This is a genomic window from Pseudoalteromonas maricaloris, assembly GCF_024746855.1.
Taxonomy (GTDB): domain Bacteria; phylum Pseudomonadota; class Gammaproteobacteria; order Enterobacterales; family Alteromonadaceae; genus Pseudoalteromonas; species Pseudoalteromonas maricaloris.
Window position 1 is genome coordinate 861,542 of record NZ_CP024625.1, and the last position, 19,127, is coordinate 880,668.

A 19,127-nucleotide genomic window follows, 5' to 3' on the forward strand; every position below is an offset into this window, starting at 1 on the left:
AAAGGAAAACAGATGAACATCAAAAGTATTTTAATTGAAAAAGCCAATGCAGCGATGCAAGCGGCTGGTATCCCTGAAGGTACAAACCCAGCGGTAACACAAAGCACGCGTCCTCAGTTTGGTGATTACCAAATTAACGGTGCGATGGGGGCTGCTAAAGCACTAAAAACTAACCCAAGAGAGCTGGCGCAGAAGATCATCGACAACCTAGACGTTGCTGATCTTGCAGAAAAAACGGAAATTGCAGGCCCTGGTTTTATTAATATTCACCTCAAGCCTGAGTTTTTGGCAACAAGCCTAGAGGCGGCAAATACGGATGCCAAGCTAGGTGTTGCTGAACACGCTACGCCTGACAAAGTTGTGGTCGATTTTTCTTCGCCAAACCTTGCTAAAGAGATGCACGTAGGTCACCTGCGCTCAACTATTATTGGTGATGCCGTTGTGCGTGCCCTTGAGTTCCGTGGTGACACTGTTATTCGCCAAAACCACATGGGCGATTGGGGTACCCAGTTTGGTATGTTGATAGCACACCTAGAAGATTTGCTGAACCAAGGCGTTGACCTTGAAAACGTTGCGCTTGCGGATCTTGAAAGCTTTTATCGTGATGCGAAAAAGCGTTTTGATGACGAAGCCGGTTTTGCCGATAAAGCCCGTGATTACGTCGTAAAACTACAAGGTGGTGATGCGCATTGTCAGAAGCTATGGCAAATGTTTATCGACACCTCAGTTAAACACTCTGAAGAAGTATACGGCAAGCTAAACGTGACGCTTACGCGTGATGATATCATGGCAGAAAGTGCTTACAACGACCGTCTTGCCGGTGTAATTGAGCTGCTAAAAGAGAAAGGCATTGCGGTTGAAGATCAGGGGGCTCAAGTCGTATTCCTCGACGAATTGGCAAATAAAGACGGTGAACCTTCCGTATTTATCGTGCAAAAATCAGGTGGTGGTTTCTTATATTCAACGACTGATTTAGCAGCCTGTGATTACCGCTCAAACGAGCTAGATGTTGATCGTATCCTAATTTTTGTAGATGCGCGTCAGGGCTTACACTTCAACCAAGTTGAGATCACAGCACGTAAAGCGGGTCTTTTAAAAGACAAAACCAGCTACGAGCCGAGCCTATTCGGTACTATGATGGGTAACGACGGCAAACCGTTTAAAACTCGTACTGGCGGCACGGTGAAGCTATCAGATTTACTTGACGAAGCGGTGAGTCGTGCGACAGAAAAGCTTGCTGACAGAGCCTCTGATCTATCTGATGAAGCACGCCAAGAAATCGCACGTAAAGTGGGTATTGGTGCAGTGAAGTACGCCGATCTGTCAAAGCACAGAACCAGCGATTATATCTTTAACTGGGATACGATGCTGAGCTTTGAAGGGGCGACGGCGCCATATTTGCAGTACGCCTATACCCGTGTTCGTAGTATTTTCCGCAAGGCAAACATGGATAGCGCCAGCCTAACTGGTCGCATTCAAATTCAAGCACCACAGGAAAAGGCACTTGCGCTTAAACTGCTGCAACTGGAAGAAGTGCTTGATCTGATGATCAGCGAAGCAACGCCACACGTATTATGTAGTTATTTATATGAGCTTGCGAGCTTGTATATGACATTCTATGAAGCGTGCCCAATTTTGAAAGATGATGTAGCTGCAGACGTCCGTGCAAGTCGTCTAGTGCTATGTAATCTGGTTGCTAACTCACTGAAAACAGGCCTAGATTTGCTTGGTATCGAAGTGATGGAGCAAATGTGAGTTAGTTTTAACTTGCATTAAGGTATACTAGAAGCCGCTTTATAGCGGCTTTTTTTGTTAAGGATATTGTGATGAAACTTGAAGACATTCGCAGAGAATATACCAAAGACGGTTTACGTCGTGAAATGCTAAAAGACACACCCGTTGAGCAGTTTGAAACCTGGCTCCAGCAGGCGATTGATGCCAAGTTTACCGACCCAACAGCGATGGTCGTCGCTACGGTTGACGAGCACGGTCAGCCGTCTCAACGCATTGTTTTACTCAAGCATGTAGACGAGCACGGTTTTGTCTTCTTTACCAATACCGGTTCACGCAAAGCGCAAGAATTAAAGCAAAACAACAAGGTATGCTTACACTTCCCGTGGCATGAAATTGAGCGTCAGGTTATCGTGTACGGGGAAGCAGTCCCGTTACCAACCAGTCGCGTTGCCAAGTATTTCTTATCAAGACCAAAAGAAAGTCAGCTTGCAGCGTGGGCGTCTCAGCAATCGCGCCCCGTGTCATCTCGCCAAGCCTTGATGCAAACCTTTAGTAGCATGAAAGACAAATTCGCTAAAGGCGAAATCCCACTACCTGATTTTTGGGGCGGTTATTGCGTAGAGCCCACTAAAGTTGAGTTTTGGCAAGGTGGAGAGCACCGTCTTCACGATCGCTTTATGTATGTGAAGCAAGCCGATGGTAGTTGGGAAATTGAGCGGCTTAACCCATAAATTCGCCTTTATAGATAGTCACTGTCACCTCGATTTTGACGAGTTGGCAGATGACCTAGCTACGCATATCAAAGCAGCCCATTGTTTGGGTGTTGAACGCTTCGTGGTGCCTGGCGTTACCCTTAAGCAGTCTCATGAGCTTGTTGATTTTCAAGCACATCATCCACAATGTGAAATCGCCGCGGGGTTACACCCTTATTTTATTGGCGAACATTGCTACGACGATATGGCTGCTTTGGTCGAGCATGTAATGCACAATCGTACCCAACTGTGTGCGATAGGAGAGTGCGGCATTGATACAACTTGCGATGCGCTTGAGCGGCAAATTGCACTGTTTGAAGCGCATATTTCGCTGAGTAATGAGGTAAAGCTTCCGCTAATCGTCCATCACCGTAAAAGTCATCACCTAATTGCCGCCGTGTTTAAACGTGTTAAACCACAATATGGTGGGGTGATCCACGCCTTTTCAGGTTCAAAACAGCAGGCTGAATATTATATCGGTCAGGGTTTTAAGCTCGGAGTTGGTGGCACAATTACCTATCCAAGAGGCGAAAAAACAGCGCAGGTAATATCACAGTTGCCGCTTGAAAGCCTAGTATTGGAAACCGATGCGCCGTCGATGCCGTTACATGGTTATCAGGGGAAGCCGAACTCTCCTAAGCGAGTCGTCCAAGTATTTGACAGGCTTTGTGAATATCGAAGCGAAACACCAAGCGAGCTTGCCGCAGCGCTCTATCGAAATACCACGCAGTTGTTTGGCTTGGGGTAAATTGATGATGTCGAGATAAATCTCGACCTACGAGTCAATATCACAAATGGGATATAAAACCATACTTACCAACAATAAATAACCCGTGTAGGAACCGGTTCACCCGGCGATCTTTTGGTATTTATTAAAGCTTCTATACATCTCATAGCTTGGAGGAATGATTTATGCGTTAGTTGGTTATTCACCTTTTATTAATGTTTAAGAGCTTAATTTAAAACCTTCAACATTTCTCAAGGAATAGAAAAATGAATGATGAAACGAAAGTAAAAAATGCCATTAATGCATTTTATAAAGGTGCAGGTTTAAATTTATCTTTCAAAGGCAGCGTAAACGAAAATGTGGCACAGGTTTTTGGAGAGATGATCCAAGCAACTAAAAGTTGTACGACAGCTCTAAATTGGGTTCCTGAGCCGACGGGAGGCAAGGTAACTATCAAATGGATAGTAAAGAACTTTGCATAAAGCATTGTAAAGCAACTTAGTTCAGAACAATCTCTTACCTGTGCAAAAGACGTTGTCAGAAATTACAGAACGAAAATGGAATTAGCTGCATTAGGGATTTCGTTATGTTTAGAATAATTTTACTTGCCGCGTTAATGTTCACCTCGAACTTGGTAATTGCGTCACAAACAGTGAACCCTTTTCCAAGCTTATCTTGTAGTAATAAGTTACATATCAGAGTTGTTGATCTCGTTTATTGTGTAGATAGCACGACACTATCAAAAATTAACTTTTTAGGACTAAGTAACCAAACTGTGGTCGTAACTAGCCAAGATCAAAATGAGTTGGCAATTGCGTTAAACCCACCGGAAATCTCACTTGGTGATATGCATAAAAAGTTGAATATGAGCGTAAACGAATTTTTTCATGCCCTGTATCATTCAGATCCTAAAGTAAAAAACATAGCAAAGCTTCGCTCGGCTTTTGACATAGACGAAAACAATCCGATGAGTGTGTACCAAAACGGCGATATTTTTGCTTTTGTCGTTATGGGAGAAAATCAAGACTACGATAGGGTTTACATTAATAGAAAGGGAAGCGATGTTATCTATCAGATAAGTGGTGAGTTTAACCAATCTCAGTTAAATCGTATTCTCTCCTCGCTTATTTTGGATTTGTAGCATAGCTGTTCATCTTATAAAGTAGGAGCCAGTTCACCCGGCGATCTTTACGCAGTTACTGCGATATAAAATCATACTTACCAGCAGTAGAAAAGCAGGTGTAGGAGCCGGTTCACCCGGCGAGCTTTACGCTTTTGCAACGATATAAAACCATACTTACCAACAATAGAAAAGCAGGTGTAGGAGCTGGTTCACCCGGCGAGCTTTACGCTTTTGCAACGATATAAAACCATACTTACCAACAATAGAAAAGCAGGTGTAGGAGCTGGTTCACCCGGCGAGCTTTACGCTTTTGCAACGATATAAAACCATACTTACCAACAATAGAAAAGCAGGTGTAGGAGCCGGTTCACCCGGCGATCTTTATGCTTTTCCGGCATAACACCAACACTACTTAAGCCAATTGTTGATTAATAATGGAGATCATCTCATCAGCGTATTGGTGAATAAAAAAGTGCCCACCAGAAAATTCGGTAAGCTGGTATGGCTGTGTCGTTAGCTCTTGCCACGCAATAACATGTTCATTCAAGATCTCATCATCAACGCCATGGAAAACATGGATGGGGATGGGTAATGCACACTGTTCTGCTACATAGGTATCTGCTATTTTAAAGTCAGCTCGGAGCAACGGGAGTAATAGCTCCATAAGCTCTTTATTTTCAAGAACTTCTTTTGGCGTACCATTTAAGTCACGAAGCTCAGCAATAAATTCATCGTGTGGTAAGCCATGTAAATGAGACTTAGTTGATATGCAGTGTGGCGCTCGACTTGCTGAAGCAAATATTTTTTGCGGAGTTGGTAAGCCTACGTCCAGTAATTGAAAAGCAAGCTCATATGAAATGCGACTACCTAAACTGTGCCCAAAAAAAGCAAAAGGTTTACTCGTAATGTAGTCACTATGGCACATAAGCTCTGCAATAACATCTGGCATATTATCAATTGCAGGCTCAATAAGTCTTGCACCTCTTCCTGGTAGCTGAACAAAAACAAGTTCAACATATTCACTTGCTTTATCGCTCCACGGTGTAAAAATAGCTGGTGAACCGCCAGCATAAGGGAAGCAAAATAGCCGCACCTTAGCGTTTGGGTTCGGTTTTGGGATTATAAAAAGTTTATTAGTCATATCCTTTATCATTTATCGTTCTTATATAAACTAACAATTATATTATCAAAATATTTACAATAGAGACAGTGGGAACTTGGTTTCATCTAATGAGTGATATTTTCAGGGGCTGGTAGCATCTTTACTTTCTTGCGAATTTTGCGTTTTACTTCCCAGCGTTTTAATGCTCGACCTATTTGCCATGTGAATACCATCGTAATCACCAGCATCAGTAAAACGACTCGTCCAAGTTCGTGGAAATGAGAGTGGCTTTGTGACATAGCAGCTTCTGTCAAATAGACCATATTGACGAACCCAAGAGGCTGTCCCATCGGCGTATATACTGGTTCAGAAATAATGCTTTTGGTTTTACTCAGTCCCGGTAAGGTTTGAGGTAGCTGCTGATAATCCGTGGGTGAGGAATTACCGTCGTTACCAACAATAAAGCGTCCTTGATAATCATAAATCGCGACTTGAAGCACAAAGTCATCGCTAGCGAGGTGATTTGCCAGTGCACTGAGCCTTGGCGTATCACTGCGAGAGAGGGGCAATGCTACATTTTTTGCGAGCTGTTTGGTGAGGCTCCTTGCGGTAAGGTCTGCGCCATTATGGAGCAAGCGATGAGATTCAAAACTGGTATTAAACGCAAGCCAAGTCACCATAACTAAGCACGTCGCAGCGATGCACAGGCGAAATAATCTACGCCCTCTGGTCGAGTTTAACACTTCTAATACATGTAAATTTTTCATATTTATCGCATATTGCCCGCTTTTGCTAAGGTCCAGTGCTGACAGCTTAGCGCAATCATGTTAAAAATCGGCTTAACGCTATCAAGGAGCAACTTATGTCGTCAATCATTCAATTCGCTAATCGTGAACTAAACACACCAATTCAGGAACATATGGCGCTGGCTCATTGGTATAGTTGCCAAGGTAACACAAGCCTCACACAAGTAAATCAATTACCTGAGACGACAACTCAATCAATATGCTTTTTTGGCCAAAATATACAATTGCAACACCTTCTGGAAGTTGAGAAATTTCTTCGAACATTTGCTATCGAGCAAACTTATTTTACGGCATATCAACCTCATGAACAGCTCCCAGTTGCATTGGGTATCCGTTTTAATGCGTCGCATTTGCCGAGCAAGGCTGAAGTAAGAGGTTTTGCAAAAAGCATTAATGCACAAGGCGCGGTGATAACACAAGCACCTACTTTAGAAGAACCGGGGCTACTTGTGATGGATATGGACTCCACCGCAATTCAAATTGAATGTATTGACGAAATTGCTCGATTGGCCGGCCGATATGATGAAGTGGCTTCTATCACCGCACAGGCGATGGCGGGGGCACTCTCTTTTTCTGAAAGTCTACACCGCCGCGTCGCGTCACTCTCTGGCGTACCGTTATCACAAATTCAATCATTAAAGGAAAACTTACCGCTAATGCCCGGCATAGAATTGTTGTGTCAGGCGCTCAAACAGCATCACTGGCATCTTGCCATCGCCTCGGGTGGCTTTACATGGTTTGCAGAATCATTGATTGAGCCACTCCAACTAGACGCTGTATTTGCCAATACCCTAGAGGTGGAAAACGCGCAGCTTACCGGCAAAGTGCTAGGTGATATCGTAGATGCCGACAAAAAGGCGGAAGTGCTAGGTCAACTTGCAACCCAGTATGCGATCCCAATGACTCAAACCGTTGCCATTGGTGATGGCGCAAATGACTTAGTGATGATGGCAAACGCCCAGCTAGGTGTGGCAATCCATGGTAAGCCAAAAGTGGTAGAAAGTGCCGACGCGGCTATTTGTGAAGGATCTTTGTTACAACTGTTATATTTGCTAGGTGTGCCGAAATAATATGTGCTATGAGACGTACCATGGAGGGTGATTTCTCCAATCACTCGAGACTATGAATTAAGTCAGCTCGTCTTCCTGACGTATTTCGACGCCCATCCATGGGCTACGACTTACTTTTCTTTGATGCCCAAAGAATCGTTGCGCAAAAGAAAAGGCACTTCTTCTTCACCCGAAAAACATAACTTCTCGGCGGGTGAACCACCTCCCACAAAACTATTTAGACTGTGAGTTAGGAGACTATGCTGATAATTTTTGTAACCCTTGCAAACAGCTTTATTGATGAAGTCGTAGACGATCTCACAAGCAACTTATTCCCCCTCCATCACACCCGAAAAGCATAAGTCGATATGCAATGTGCCGACAGGATGTCGGCCAAGTCTTGTCTGGCATAGGGACGTGCCTTACAAGACGGTTGCACTATATCGGCTTAGGGTTTGAGGATTGAGTGTGATGCTGGGGCGACGTTTTCTTGGTTCGCTCGATCGCGTCGTTTAAAAAGAATGAACGAGGAGCGCATGGATGCGCTTTGATATTAAACATGGAGGTTTATGTTGCTAACGGCTGGTAGCTCTAAATTTACCGTAAAGTCAGCCCGTCCTCCTGACTGGTTTCGACGCCCATCTATGGGCTACGACTATCTTTTCTTTGCTTGCCCAAAGAAAAGGTAGCAAAAGAAAGGGCACTCCCAACATCACACTGACTCCTCAAGTAAATTACCAATATGAACGTCACCGCTGTGAAAGGGCCATCCTTGGCCCTGTCACCGCTTTTCACGCATCCATGCGTTGAAATGACGCATTGGCAATTTACTTTCGGGTGTGATGAGGGAGACACAAGGCGCTGATAGTTTTGTTTGGTGCTTGCAGGAAAATTAGCTGCTTTTGAGAGAAAAACTAGTGCACACGGCCAATACCACACCAGAAAATATAACTGTTCGGCGAGTGAATCACCTCCCACAAAACTATTTAGACTGTTAATTAGGAGTTCACACCGATCGTTTTTGTGGTGCTTGCAAGCAACTATGTTTCTGATGGCTTTGTGGACAGCTAACAGACAACTTATTTCCCCCTCCATCACACCCGAAAAGCATAAGTCGATATGCAATGTGCCGACAGGATGTCGGCCAAGCCTTGTCTGGCACAGGGATGTGCCTTACAAGGCGGTTGCACTATATCGGCTTAGGGTTTGAGGATTGAGTGTGATGCTGGGGCGACGTTTTCTTGGTTCGTTCTTTTTCGTCGTTTAAAAAGAATGAACGAGGAGCGCATGGATGCGCTTTGATATTAAACATGGAGGTTTATGTTGCTAACGGCTGGTAGCTCTAAATTTACCGTAAAGTCAGCCCGTCCTCCTGACTGGTTTCGACGCCCATCCATGGGCTACGACATACTTTTCTTTGATGCCCAAAGAACAAGTAAGCAAAAGAAAAGGCACTCCCAACATCACACTGACTCCTCAAGTAAATTGCCAATATGAACGTCACCGCGGTGTAAGGGCCATCCTTGGCCCTGTCACCGCTTTTCACGCATCCATGCGTTGAAATGACGCATTGGCAATTTACTTTCGGGTGTGATGAGGGAGATACAAGGCGCTGATAAATTCTTGTGGTGCTTGCAAGCAACTATGTTTCTGATGGCTTTGTGGACAGCTAACAGACAACTTATTCCCCCTCCATCACACCCGAAAAGCATCAGTCGATATGCAATGTGCCGACAGGATGTCGGCCAAGTCTTGTCTGGCATCATGGATGTGCCTTACAAGACGGTTGTACTATATCGGCTTAGGATTTGAGGATTAAGTGTGATGTTGGGGCGACGTTTTCTTGGTTCGTTCTTTTTCGTCGTTTAAAAAGAATGAACGAGGAGCGCATGGATGCGCTTTGATATCCGCCAAGGAGGGCAAACTGACACCGTTTTATTTGGCTTGAGATTTAAAAACAGTCCGTTACATCAAAAGATAAGCATTCGAATGCTGAGTAAAAAAAATGAGTTAAAAATGCTTGCCTTTTATGTAACAATAGCGCGCAAATAAAAACCAATCGCAGCACACTAGGAAGTCGTACTGCGTATTGGTGGAACGGCTTTAACCAACAACAGTGGACATAAAAAATGCAAACAAGGATTGTGGTGTATGGTACTAACCATCCTGTACATGTCGTCGATTTTGAACTCACGACCTGTATCAATAGCGGCTTTTTACTCAAAGCGAACCTAGAATCCCAATTTGACCTTGCTGATGAGTTACTTGTCGGCAACATGCTCACGTTTGAAATTGAGTCACCAGATGCAATATCAACGTATTTCACTGGGACTTTGTTTGATATCCAATCTGGTTTTGTGTCTGAGCACACCTGTGGTGCAGAGGTGATTTTAAAGCCTCGCCTTGAGTTACTTAAGCAAACAGAAAAAAGCCAAATCTTTGTACAAGCCAATGTCCAGTCTGTTCTCAATAAGCTGATACAAAAAGCCGGCTATTCACAAGACCGGATAAAATGGCGAGTCACTAAAGATTTACCCACGCTACCGCAGTGCGTACAAGCGCTAGAAAACGACTACACCTTTTTCACCCGACTCTTGGCAAAGTACGGCTTAATCTATTGGTTTGAATGCCATGATTTTATTGAGTCGATAGTGATTGCAGAGGGGAATCTTGCAAGCCCCTATATTGAACGAGGCTTGTTGTCGGTAACGGATAAAGATGGCCTGGTGCACGAACATGAAACCGACTTTGTTGGGTTTACGCAGTGCCAAAGCCGCCATCGTTTTAAAATGGGTGGCTCACAAGTGCATATGAATGCCCATCCGCCAACTTCGGTCAGCTCGGCCCAGCGTAGCTATTTTGAGCCTGCTGCACAAAATCCCGCTGAGCAATTTGAGCGCACTGGCAATCTCGAGCTTGCCTATCAACAAGGTAAAAATGAAGTCACGCTGGTAGGGAACGTAGCCGAAGCCAATGCCGGTTATTCGTTTTCGTTAAATGGTAAATTGGGCACAGCGAAAGGTGGCGATTATACTTGTATCCGCAGTAAACAGGTGTATAAACAAGGCAGCGCTAATGACCCAAACCAAGTTGCTCACCATAGCGAGTCGGTGTGTGTACCACGGGGTGAGCCAATACGTATCGCGCCCCCAGAGCATAGCCCAAAACCGATGGTGTTTACCGCCACAGTGCGCTCGCTGTCGGGGTCAAAAACCAATCCTCACTTAGATACCCAAGGGCAATATGCCACGCAAGTACATTTTGATAGTCAGGTGACTGAATCAGTAAAGCGCCTCACACAATATGCCTGTCGTGGTCAAAAGCAACCGACAGGGTTACACTTTCCACTGCTGCCAGACAGTAATGTGCTCATCGGTTGTATGAACAACGACCCAGACCAAAGTTACTTGTTAGGGTTTGCCCTTAATGACACCCAACCATCTGTTGTTACTAGCGCCAATAACGCCCAAAACGTGTTGTGCTCTCGCGGCCAAAACCTATTGATGTTTGATGACACCCCAAATACCCCGCATATTGTGTTGCAAACCCTAGCGGGCAACCAGCACTTGGTGTTACATGGTGATAAAAAGCAGCCTTATATCCACTGGCTTGCGCAACTTGGCGCGATGAATATTTTTGCAGCCAAAGACATACAACTTGGCAGTGTTAAAAGCGCAATTCGACTACTCACCAATAAAACCTTTATTGCCAGCGCCAAACAACAACTGGCACTGGAGAGTAAAAAGTCAGTCATTGCCGATGCAGCAACCAACCTAGACGTCACCGCCAACCAAATTGACGTCAGCGCCAAACAAGATTTGACCCTTAAGGCGGGTCGCAGCCATCGCAGTGTTATCCAAAGTGATATCAACCTCAAGGCAGACAACAACCTTACCATCACCGCCCCGGCGGGAAGTCAAATCATTCAAAGCCAAGGCAATATCACGATTAAAGGCAGTGGCTCTGGCAACCTCACTCTTGCCAATGGCGGCAGTGAAATCAGTATTGACTCAAGTGGTAACGTCAACCTCTTTGCAGATAAGTTACTGACCTTAAAAGGCAAAGCCATGACTGTGTTTGACGGCAGCATGGAGCAAGATATTGGCAGCAAACAAAGCGCCACGATGCCGAGTGTACCGCAAATTCAAGCGCTGTCTGAGAATGCTCGACTCTCACTTGCCGCCGATGGCATCGCTACCATGGCGAGCAGTACCATTGAGTTGTCTTATACCTATCAAGATGGCAGCCCAATTATGGGCGCACCTTATACCATTCGATTTGCAAACGGCACAGCGCTGACTGGTAACTTAGATGACAGCGGTAAAGCAAAAATTGAGAATGCACCGCCAGGTCAATATACCGTGCAATATGGTGAGGATAAACGCGATTACCTGCCAGAAGATAATCGCCCTAAAAACCCACTGTATGGACAAATCACTCCAGCGCGAGCCGCTGAAATGGTACGCAGCGGCAATACTGCACCACTGATAGAAGCCAACGGCATTGCAACCCAAGCAGGTGATTGGTTATGGGGCACACTGCAAGGCGACTTTAATCAAAACCCCTCCACGTCACAAATCGTGGTAGGTACCTTGATTTCCATGATACCGATTATCGACCAAGTCATGGATTTACGAGATATCATTGCCAATGTCATGTTACTGACCGACGATGATGAAGCCAACGACACCGACGCTTGGCTTGCCTTTACCTTGACCGGCATTGGTTTAGTGCCAGTAGTGGGCTCAGCAGTCAAAGGCGTGGGCAAGGTTATCTTAAAAAATACTGGAGAATCGCTCTCTGCTGCGCTTGCCGTTTTACGCAAGCTCGGTAAAGGCGACCCAGTTAAATACCTAAGAAACATCAACTGGCAAGACCTAGGAAAACAATCCGCTACGGAAGTTAAAAACATCGTCAAAGGCCTGCGCGATTCACTCGATGACATGTCTACCAGTTGGCACTACGACCTACTACTCCCAGACGCTGCCATCGAAGGCATGCAAGCCACGGTAAAACGCCTAGACGACGTCACCCCCAAAATCGACCAGCATATGCAACAAGCCGCCCAAGAAATCGGACAGCGAGTCAATAAAGCACTGGATGAATATCAAGGCCAATCACCAATTCGAGGCGTTACCGACAAGCCCACCAAAGCCAAAGCCGATGAATTGGAGCCGCCAAAAGGGAATGAGTTACCGGGGGTAAAAAATAGTTTTGAAGGCACAACCACTATAGATCCGCAATCCATGGAAAAGCTGAACGACTTAGAACGTAAAGTTAAAGTATCAGATAGTGGAAAAGCAATAATACAGTTTGGCATAAACGCTGGGAAAGAAAAAACAATTATTCTTTCTAAAAAAGCTGGCCAGATAGAAACCAGGAATGGCATTACTTTAGCGAGAGATAAATATGGATTTCCTATCTTTAACAGCAAATTCGATACACATGTACCCAATAACCTTTTAGGTAATAAAGATGCTGCTTCACACTTTCAATATGCAAATGAAAGGCTGAGGAGTTCACTACAGAAAAACCCAAGTTTAGCTGAAGAGATGGGGCTAACAAATATTCAATTAAAACATTTCTTAAAAGACCCTGCCCCCAAAAAGCCACCAGCAGGATTAACTTGGCATCACCATCAAGATACAGGTAGAATGCAGTTAGTCAATCAAATAGAACACGACGCTTTCGTGCCCCATACTGGAGGAATGTCTATTTGGGGTGGAGGCTATAAAAAGTAACAAGGAGCAAAAAGTGAATATAATTTGGGAAGAGTATGTAGATCCTCCTTTGCAAGATATCTCGAGCAATGAGATTTCAACCATAGAGGCCATTATAGGTTTTATACTACCTGCTGATTACAAATCTTTTATAGTTGACAAGCAGGGGTTAGTACCATCTAAAGAGGTAATTGAATCAGGTGACTTAGCACCCGTACCGTTTGGACCGTTATTTCACGTTTTAGAAAATTGTTCCTCTGAACACATGCTATATAGTGCTCTGGAAAAATTTAATAAATGGAAAGATTTATATCCGAATATCTTTCCTATTGCTGATGCCGGAGGTACTGGCAACTTTTTTGCCTATAATTTTAATATTGATCATTCAAATCCACCTATAATCTTCGTGAATGTGGAAGAAGATCCTGATTCACCAGAAGCTTTTATATATGTTTCAAGAGATATAAATGAACTTCTCAATAATTTGAGAGCTTAGTAACCTAATCTGAATCTGGATATATCCTCCATACGTGCTTCTAGGCTTACCCAAGGGTGTTGACTTGTTTTACACCCTTAGCTGTTTTGTGGACATAGGCTAGGTGGCATAGTGCCGAACGATACGATGTGTGCATCGCATGGCAAAACTGCCTGAAAATTCTAGCCAAACTGTGGGTAAACTGAGTTGCTCAACCAGTCTGAGCACCAAAATGTCAATATTCAGAATCGGCTAAATAGAGGTCAATAGACAAAGTCATCTTAAAAAATACCGGAGAGTCTCTCTCTGCTGCGCTTGCCGTTTTACGCAAGCTCGGTAAAGGCGACCCAGTTAAATACCTAAGAGACATCAACTGGCAAGACCTAGGAAAACAATCCGCCACGGAAGTTAAAAACATCGTCAAAGGCCTGCGCGATTCACTCGATGAAATGTCTAGCAGTTGGCACTACGACCTACTGCTTCCAGACGCCGCCATCGAAGGCATGCAAGCCACGGTAAAGCGCCTAGACGACGTCACCCCCAAAATCGACCAGCATATGCAACAAGCCGCCCAAGAAATCGGACAGCGAGTTAATAAAGCACTGGATGAATATCAAGGCCAATCACCAATTCGAGGCGTTACCGATAAGCCCACCAAAGCCAAAGCTGATGAGTTGGAGCCGCCAAAAGGAAATGAGCTGCCGGGGGCTAAAAACAATAGTTCAAATAATACAAAAACTAAGAAAGCTCGTAAGATATCGAACCGCTTGAAATACCTTGGAAAAACACCAAGTAAAACATCTCGCACTGGTAAAGAGGTCATTGCTAGGATGCGTAAAGAAGGTAAGATAAGAGATAAATTCGGTAAAACCCAGTTTAAAGACAGCAAAGGAAATTGGCACCCGCTGTCGCAAGCAGACATGGCACATGACCCGACAGATGCAGTAAGGTGGTGGAATACGAAAGGTAGGCAATATGGCGCAAAGTCGAAAGAAGTTAGGAAGTGGATGCTTGACCCAAATAACTATACATTGGACCATTACAGCCTAAACCGTTCAGCGGGAGCTAAGTTAAAAGAAACCTATTTATCCCCAATTAATAAGTTGAAAAAATGAAAGAATTAGATGAAAGATTAAGTGATGAGATTAATGAAAAATTTAATCGTTCTCTGGAGTTTAGAGACAGAGGAAAAATAGATGAGTCATTTGTTGCAATGCAAGAAGCTATCGAATTAATCCCTTCACCGAAGAGTCAGTGGTCAGAATCATTAATTATTATTACTTCTGCTTGTGAACACTTTATTACGATCGAGAAGCTTACTGAGGCCGAAGCACTAATTGATGAGTACTTAAATTCAGACTTTTGCATTTCATATGATGATAGCCCAAGCTTCATAAAAGGAATGATATTATTTGAAATGGGTAACTTTAAACAAGCATATGAATGGTTTGCTAAAGCCAATTCTATTTCACGGGGTAGATGCTTTGTAGAACAACCTAAGAAATACAAAACCTTCTTTAATGAGTATAACCAATGAATGTACATGACCAGATAGAAGAGTATTGCGAGCAAGGCAATGACCTTTTTGATGAAGAAGATTTTCAAGGCGCAATGACACTTTGGAAAAAAGCCTTCGATTTGCTCGCTGATCCAGATGAAGAGTGGGAGCAAGCCGTTTGGCTTAAAGTATCTATTGGGGATAGTTATTATATGCTTGATGAATATCAACAATCCCTAGATTCAATGCTGGATGCATTAAACTACCCTGAAGCACTTGACAACCCATTTATTCACTTTAGAGCTGGCCAGTGTCATTATCAGTTAGGTGATAAAGAGCGCAGTAAAAATGCTTTACTTAAGGCCTATATGTTAGCTGGAAAAGAAATTTTTGAAGACCATGGAGAGGATGGGCTTTTTTATTACGACTTTTTAAAGTCTGAAATCAAGTTATAAACCAGTTCTACGCAAAGGACAGCACATGACAGTTAGCATATACATCGTGCAATATTTTGTTCGATATATTTACCACAAAATTAAAGAGCCTTGGCTTAAGTGCCACACAAAATATCACCCTTAAGGCGGGTCGCAGCCATCGCAGTGTTATCCAAAGTGATATAAAGCTCAAAGCAGACAACAACTTTACCATCACCGCGCCGGCGGGAAGTCAACTCATTCAAAGCCAAGGTAATATCACAGTAAAAGGCAGTGGCTCTGGCAACCTCACCCTTACAAGACGGTTGCACTATATCTGCTTAGGATTTGAGGATTGAGTGTGATGCCGGGGCGACGTTTTCTCGGTTCGCTCGATCGCGTCGTTTAAAAAAATAAACGAGGAGCGCATGGGTGCGTTTTGATAATAAACATGGAGGTTTATTTTGCTAACGGCTGATTGCTCGAAATTTATCGTGAAGTCAGCCTGTCCTTCTGACAGGTTTCGAAGCCCATTCATGGGCTACGACTACCCGAAAAGCATAACTTCTCGGCGGGTAAACCGCCTCCCACAACGCTATTTACACTGTGAGGCTGGAGCCGCTTTTGATCTTATAAACTACTCTATTGCTACTGAGAAAGTGGAAATTCCACAAGCAACTTTATTCCCCCTTCATCACACCCGAAAAGCATAAGTCGATATGCAATGTGCCGACAGGATGTCGGCCAAGTCTTGTCTGGTACAGGGACGTGCCTTACAAGACGGTTGCACTATATCGGCTTAGGATTTGAGGATTGAGTGTGATGCTGGGGCGACGTTTTCTTGGTTCGTTCTTTTTCGTCGTTTAAAAAGAATGAACGAGGAGCGCATGGATGCGCTTTGATATTAAACATGGAGGTTTATTTTGCTAACGGCTGATTTCTCGAAATTTATCGTGAATTCAGCCCGTCCTCCTGACAGGTTTCGACGCCTATCCGTGGGCTACGACTACCCGAAAAGCACACTTCTCGGCGGGTGAACCGCCTCCCTACAAAACTATCTGCAATGCTAATTAGGAGGCTATGCTGATAGTTTTTTTGTCATTGTTACAAACAGCTTAATTGCTATACCCTCATAGGAAGAGTTATTGCCATGCGCCACGTTGAATTTGGCGAGGTGTGTTACGCCATCCCTCAAATTGTGATTCGACGTTTTCATTAAAATTACGAAAGAGTAGCTCGATGTTTTGTGCAGGTACAATATTGCACGGGTTGCTGCTTTCTTGTCGTAAATATTCGAAAAAAGCGTTGCTGTTGTGCTCGACCATAAATCCGGTAAACAGGTAACTATTGGCATATAAGGTGGTACTTTGCATGGTTTGCCACTGATTTTCGCTATTGAATAGGGTGTTAATATCAAGCTTGGCAAAGCGCGATTTCAAAATCCCTTCTTTCGTTAACCAATCTTCGTCAGAGAGGTAAACTGAAAATTGACCTGTTTCGGTAATTCTTAGGTGCTCAAAATACTCGGCTAAGCCTTCCGTTACCCATCGAGGGGTTACGCCGAAATAGTAAAAAACTAGGGCGTGCACGGACTCATGAATGAGCGTTCTTAGCGTTTCTTCTTCAGTGCGACCGCCATTGATAAAGCCTTGGTTTTGAAACAAGAAGTACATGCCCAAGGTGCCAGCAGGCTCTGCATCGCGAGAGAGGATTAGCTCATTGTACTCAGCGTCATTGGCGGCAATATGCATGTTCAACTGGATGGGAGATAAGGCTTTTTTGTGTGCTAACTGGTTAAAAAAGTGCTTAAACATCATATACACCACGTTGAGGGCTTGCTGCGCCTGATACTCAACATAAGGGCTCACGGGTTCACCCGTTAGATTAAGCTTAAAATTTTCCATGTTGTTGAATTGCGTTTGCAAGGAAAATACTTCGCGCTTTAGTGCCCCGCAGGTAGGTGTTGAGATACCGCTGAACATATTAACAATATCACTGTGCCCGTTTAGATTATGAAAGGCTTTTTCTGGTACTTCAGGTAGCTGTTGTTTCGTTACTTCTGGTGGTGCAACCGTTAGGTGAGGAGTAGTGCCTGGCTGACTTAAACGTTTTTCGGTATGGGTGTCTAGCTGTATGCCTAATTCCGTCAATAAAGGTTTGATAGACCGCATCGAGTTTGCTGCTGCACTTGGATAGATAAAATAAAGCGCAAACAATATCAGTGTGATGATAAGTAGTAGGACAAAGACTCGCCAAGCCAAAGTGATATCCTTGTTTAATACATGCCCAGAGACTCTGGTTATACTCGATTATCGGTAAACTTGACAATGGGTAATTTGATTATCGACTTATTTCCATCGCATTAAATAACATCTACTTTAGTGTGTCATAGCGTATCGTTTGCATTATTTGCCATTCTTTTTTCTACAACAATGTACCCATAATCTAATTCGTTGCCTATACTTTTTGAAAAAATAACAGAGCATACAGATGAAAGTAGTTTGGCCGTTGATTTTACTGTGTTGTGTGGGCGGGAGTGCGAGCGCACTTGATACTCAGGTGAATATTACGACGGGGCAATGGCCGCCGTACTTAGATCAAGCGAAACAAGATCAAGGCTGTGTGGCTGCTGTGATCCGAGATGTCTTTGCGCTCTCTGATATCAAAGTCCGATTTTTATTTATGCCTTGGGAACGCGCCTATCAAGAGGGAATGAAGGCGGCTTACATTGGTAGTGCTTATTGGTATTACAGTGAGCAAAGGAGCAAAGACTATATTTACACTCAATACCCACTCACTGAAGAAACAGCACGCTTTTATCATCATCGAGATTTAGCGTTTACCTATACGAGTTACACAGATCTCAAGCCATTTAGATTGTTGCTCAATCAAGGGTTAACTTATCCGCCTTCTCTGCTAGAGGCGATAGAGACGCTTGAAATCAAAACTTCATATGCCACGTATACCAGTAAAAATGTGGCACTGATCCTACGAAACCGTGCAGATATTATGATTATGGACGAAAAATCGGCGAAGTCCTATCAGCAGGAACTGCCAGCTGAGGACGCGGAGTTATTAGCTGCGCAAGCGATCCCTGCTTTTATCCAAAAAGGCTATTTGCTTATCAATAAGCATCATAGTGAATATGCTGAGTTGTATAACGAAGGGCTAAAAAAACTATGGGCGGATGAAGACTATGTTGCTCAGTATCGTGCTCGCTGCTCTCGTGTGTTTACCGATTGATTGCTTTTTGGTTTTGCTAAAACCAAATAATGTCCTGATCCGTTGCGAAATCATTCATAAGTTAGAATCCAAATTTGTTTTTAATGTTTTTCATAGCCTGTTGGCTATTTTGACGGTTATAAAGCATAAAGAATGTTATTACACGTAAAGCCTAATAGTGTATTCAGTGGGATTTTAGAGCATGCTTTGCAGCCAACAATCGTAAAGACTATCTTGAATCGTCATTGGCTGCTTTAGATTAAGACTTGCCTTATCCAAACCGCCTTTCCAGCAGCTTGATTTAGCGTTAAATGGTATATGCCCATCTGGTCTGACCATTTAAATCGCCTTTTAAATTTGCCCGATTCTTGGTTAAAGTTTATGCACGCCAACTGTTGTTTTTACACTCAGCTAATTATTGAATTGGGCTGAATTTTGACAGTTGTCATGGATTTTGATAACGTATTGTGCAAATTTGGTATGACCAATTTACCTATGAAGTTAAT

18 protein-coding genes and 1 pseudogene are annotated in these 19,127 nt (G+C 43.7%); 15 read left to right on the forward strand and 4 right to left on the reverse strand.

The window, feature by feature from the left end:
• Positions 1-12 precede the first annotated feature (12 nt).
• From argS to CTT31_RS03565, 5 genes are all read left to right on the forward strand, one after another.
• Complete coding sequence (gene argS / locus CTT31_RS03545; RefSeq protein ID WP_260491992.1) at positions 13-1,755, forward strand: arginine--tRNA ligase; 1,743 nt, start codon at positions 13-15, stop codon at positions 1,753-1,755.
• A gap of 68 nt (positions 1,756-1,823) precedes the next feature.
• Positions 1,824-2,465 (forward strand): pyridoxamine 5'-phosphate oxidase, encoded by a 642-nt coding sequence (gene pdxH / locus CTT31_RS03550; RefSeq protein ID WP_205991261.1) that lies wholly within the window; start codon positions 1,824-1,826, stop codon positions 2,463-2,465.
• A complete protein-coding gene (locus tag CTT31_RS03555; RefSeq protein ID WP_260491993.1) occupies positions 2,431-3,234 on the forward strand; it encodes a TatD family hydrolase in 804 nt (267 codons plus the stop codon). Before pdxH ends, CTT31_RS03555 begins: the two co-directional genes overlap by 35 nt.
• Before the next feature lie 245 nt (positions 3,235-3,479).
• Positions 3,480-3,695, forward strand: coding sequence for a hypothetical protein (locus CTT31_RS03560; protein WP_249122456.1), 216 nt, complete (start codon positions 3,480-3,482; stop codon positions 3,693-3,695).
• A gap of 104 nt (positions 3,696-3,799) precedes the next feature.
• A complete protein-coding gene (locus tag CTT31_RS03565) occupies positions 3,800-4,354 on the forward strand; it encodes a hypothetical protein (protein ID WP_211859299.1) in 555 nt (184 codons plus the stop codon).
• A 394-nt stretch (positions 4,355-4,748) separates the two neighbouring features.
• On the opposite strand, the gene CTT31_RS03570 is transcribed toward CTT31_RS03565, so the two are convergent.
• Both CTT31_RS03570 and CTT31_RS03575 read right to left on the reverse strand, forming a co-directional pair.
• Positions 4,749-5,477: a thioesterase II family protein gene (locus CTT31_RS03570; RefSeq protein ID WP_052258267.1), complete on the reverse strand. Its 729-nt coding sequence runs from the start codon at positions 5,475-5,477 to the stop codon at positions 4,749-4,751.
• Positions 5,478-5,563: 86 nt separating this feature from the next.
• Positions 5,564-6,205 (reverse strand): AhpA/YtjB family protein, encoded by a 642-nt coding sequence (locus tag CTT31_RS03575; protein ID WP_039494499.1) that lies wholly within the window; start codon positions 6,203-6,205, stop codon positions 5,564-5,566.
• Between the two features lie 95 nt (positions 6,206-6,300).
• Here CTT31_RS03575 and serB point away from each other — a divergent pair, with 95 nt between their 5' ends.
• From serB to CTT31_RS03615, 9 genes and pseudogenes are all read left to right on the forward strand, one after another.
• The gene (serB, locus tag CTT31_RS03580; RefSeq protein WP_260491994.1) at positions 6,301-7,314 is read left to right on the forward strand and encodes a phosphoserine phosphatase SerB; all 1,014 of its coding nucleotides are present in this window, start codon (positions 6,301-6,303) and stop codon (positions 7,312-7,314) included.
• Between the two features lie 1,872 nt (positions 7,315-9,186).
• Positions 9,187-9,345, forward strand: coding sequence for a hypothetical protein (locus tag CTT31_RS03585; protein WP_211859302.1), 159 nt, complete (start codon positions 9,187-9,189; stop codon positions 9,343-9,345).
• Positions 9,346-9,422: 77 nt separating this feature from the next.
• A pseudogene (locus tag CTT31_RS23530) lies at positions 9,423-10,325 on the forward strand (contractile injection system protein, VgrG/Pvc8 family); the annotation flags it as partial.
• Positions 10,326-12,236: 1,911 nt separating this feature from the next.
• Positions 12,237-13,034 carry an HNH endonuclease gene (locus tag CTT31_RS23605; protein WP_370649641.1) on the forward strand — a complete coding sequence of 266 codons (798 nt, stop codon included), beginning with the start codon at positions 12,237-12,239 and terminating at the stop codon, positions 13,032-13,034.
• Between the two features lie 13 nt (positions 13,035-13,047).
• Complete coding sequence (locus CTT31_RS03595) at positions 13,048-13,509, forward strand: SMI1/KNR4 family protein (RefSeq protein WP_236596569.1); 462 nt, start codon at positions 13,048-13,050, stop codon at positions 13,507-13,509.
• Between the two features lie 428 nt (positions 13,510-13,937).
• Positions 13,938-14,603: a GH-E family nuclease gene (locus CTT31_RS03600; RefSeq protein ID WP_211859303.1), complete on the forward strand. Its 666-nt coding sequence runs from the start codon at positions 13,938-13,940 to the stop codon at positions 14,601-14,603.
• On the forward strand, positions 14,600-15,025 hold the full coding sequence (locus CTT31_RS03605) for a hypothetical protein (protein WP_260491996.1): 426 nt from the start codon (positions 14,600-14,602) through the stop codon (positions 15,023-15,025). The genes CTT31_RS03600 and CTT31_RS03605 overlap by 4 nt, the downstream gene beginning before the upstream one ends.
• Positions 15,022-15,441, forward strand: a complete 420-nt coding sequence (locus CTT31_RS03610) for a tetratricopeptide repeat protein (protein ID WP_010370315.1) — start codon at positions 15,022-15,024, stop codon at positions 15,439-15,441. Before CTT31_RS03605 ends, CTT31_RS03610 begins: the two co-directional genes overlap by 4 nt.
• A gap of 56 nt (positions 15,442-15,497) precedes the next feature.
• Positions 15,498-15,758, forward strand: coding sequence for a hypothetical protein (locus tag CTT31_RS03615; protein ID WP_260491997.1), 261 nt, complete (start codon positions 15,498-15,500; stop codon positions 15,756-15,758).
• A gap of 783 nt (positions 15,759-16,541) precedes the next feature.
• Here CTT31_RS03615 and CTT31_RS03620 read toward each other — a convergent pair.
• Positions 16,542-17,660 carry a DUF1570 domain-containing protein gene (locus CTT31_RS03620; RefSeq protein ID WP_260491998.1) on the reverse strand — a complete coding sequence of 373 codons (1,119 nt, stop codon included), beginning with the start codon at positions 17,658-17,660 and terminating at the stop codon, positions 16,542-16,544.
• Positions 17,661-17,889: 229 nt separating this feature from the next.
• On the opposite strand from CTT31_RS03620, the gene CTT31_RS03625 reads away from it, so the two are divergent.
• Complete coding sequence (locus CTT31_RS03625) at positions 17,890-18,642, forward strand: substrate-binding periplasmic protein (RefSeq protein WP_260491999.1); 753 nt, start codon at positions 17,890-17,892, stop codon at positions 18,640-18,642.
• 174 nt (positions 18,643-18,816) lie between these two features.
• On the opposite strand, the gene CTT31_RS03630 is transcribed toward CTT31_RS03625, so the two are convergent.
• Complete coding sequence (locus CTT31_RS03630; RefSeq protein WP_260492000.1) at positions 18,817-18,960, reverse strand: hypothetical protein; 144 nt, start codon at positions 18,958-18,960, stop codon at positions 18,817-18,819.
• Positions 18,961-19,127: the final 167 nt, after the last annotated feature.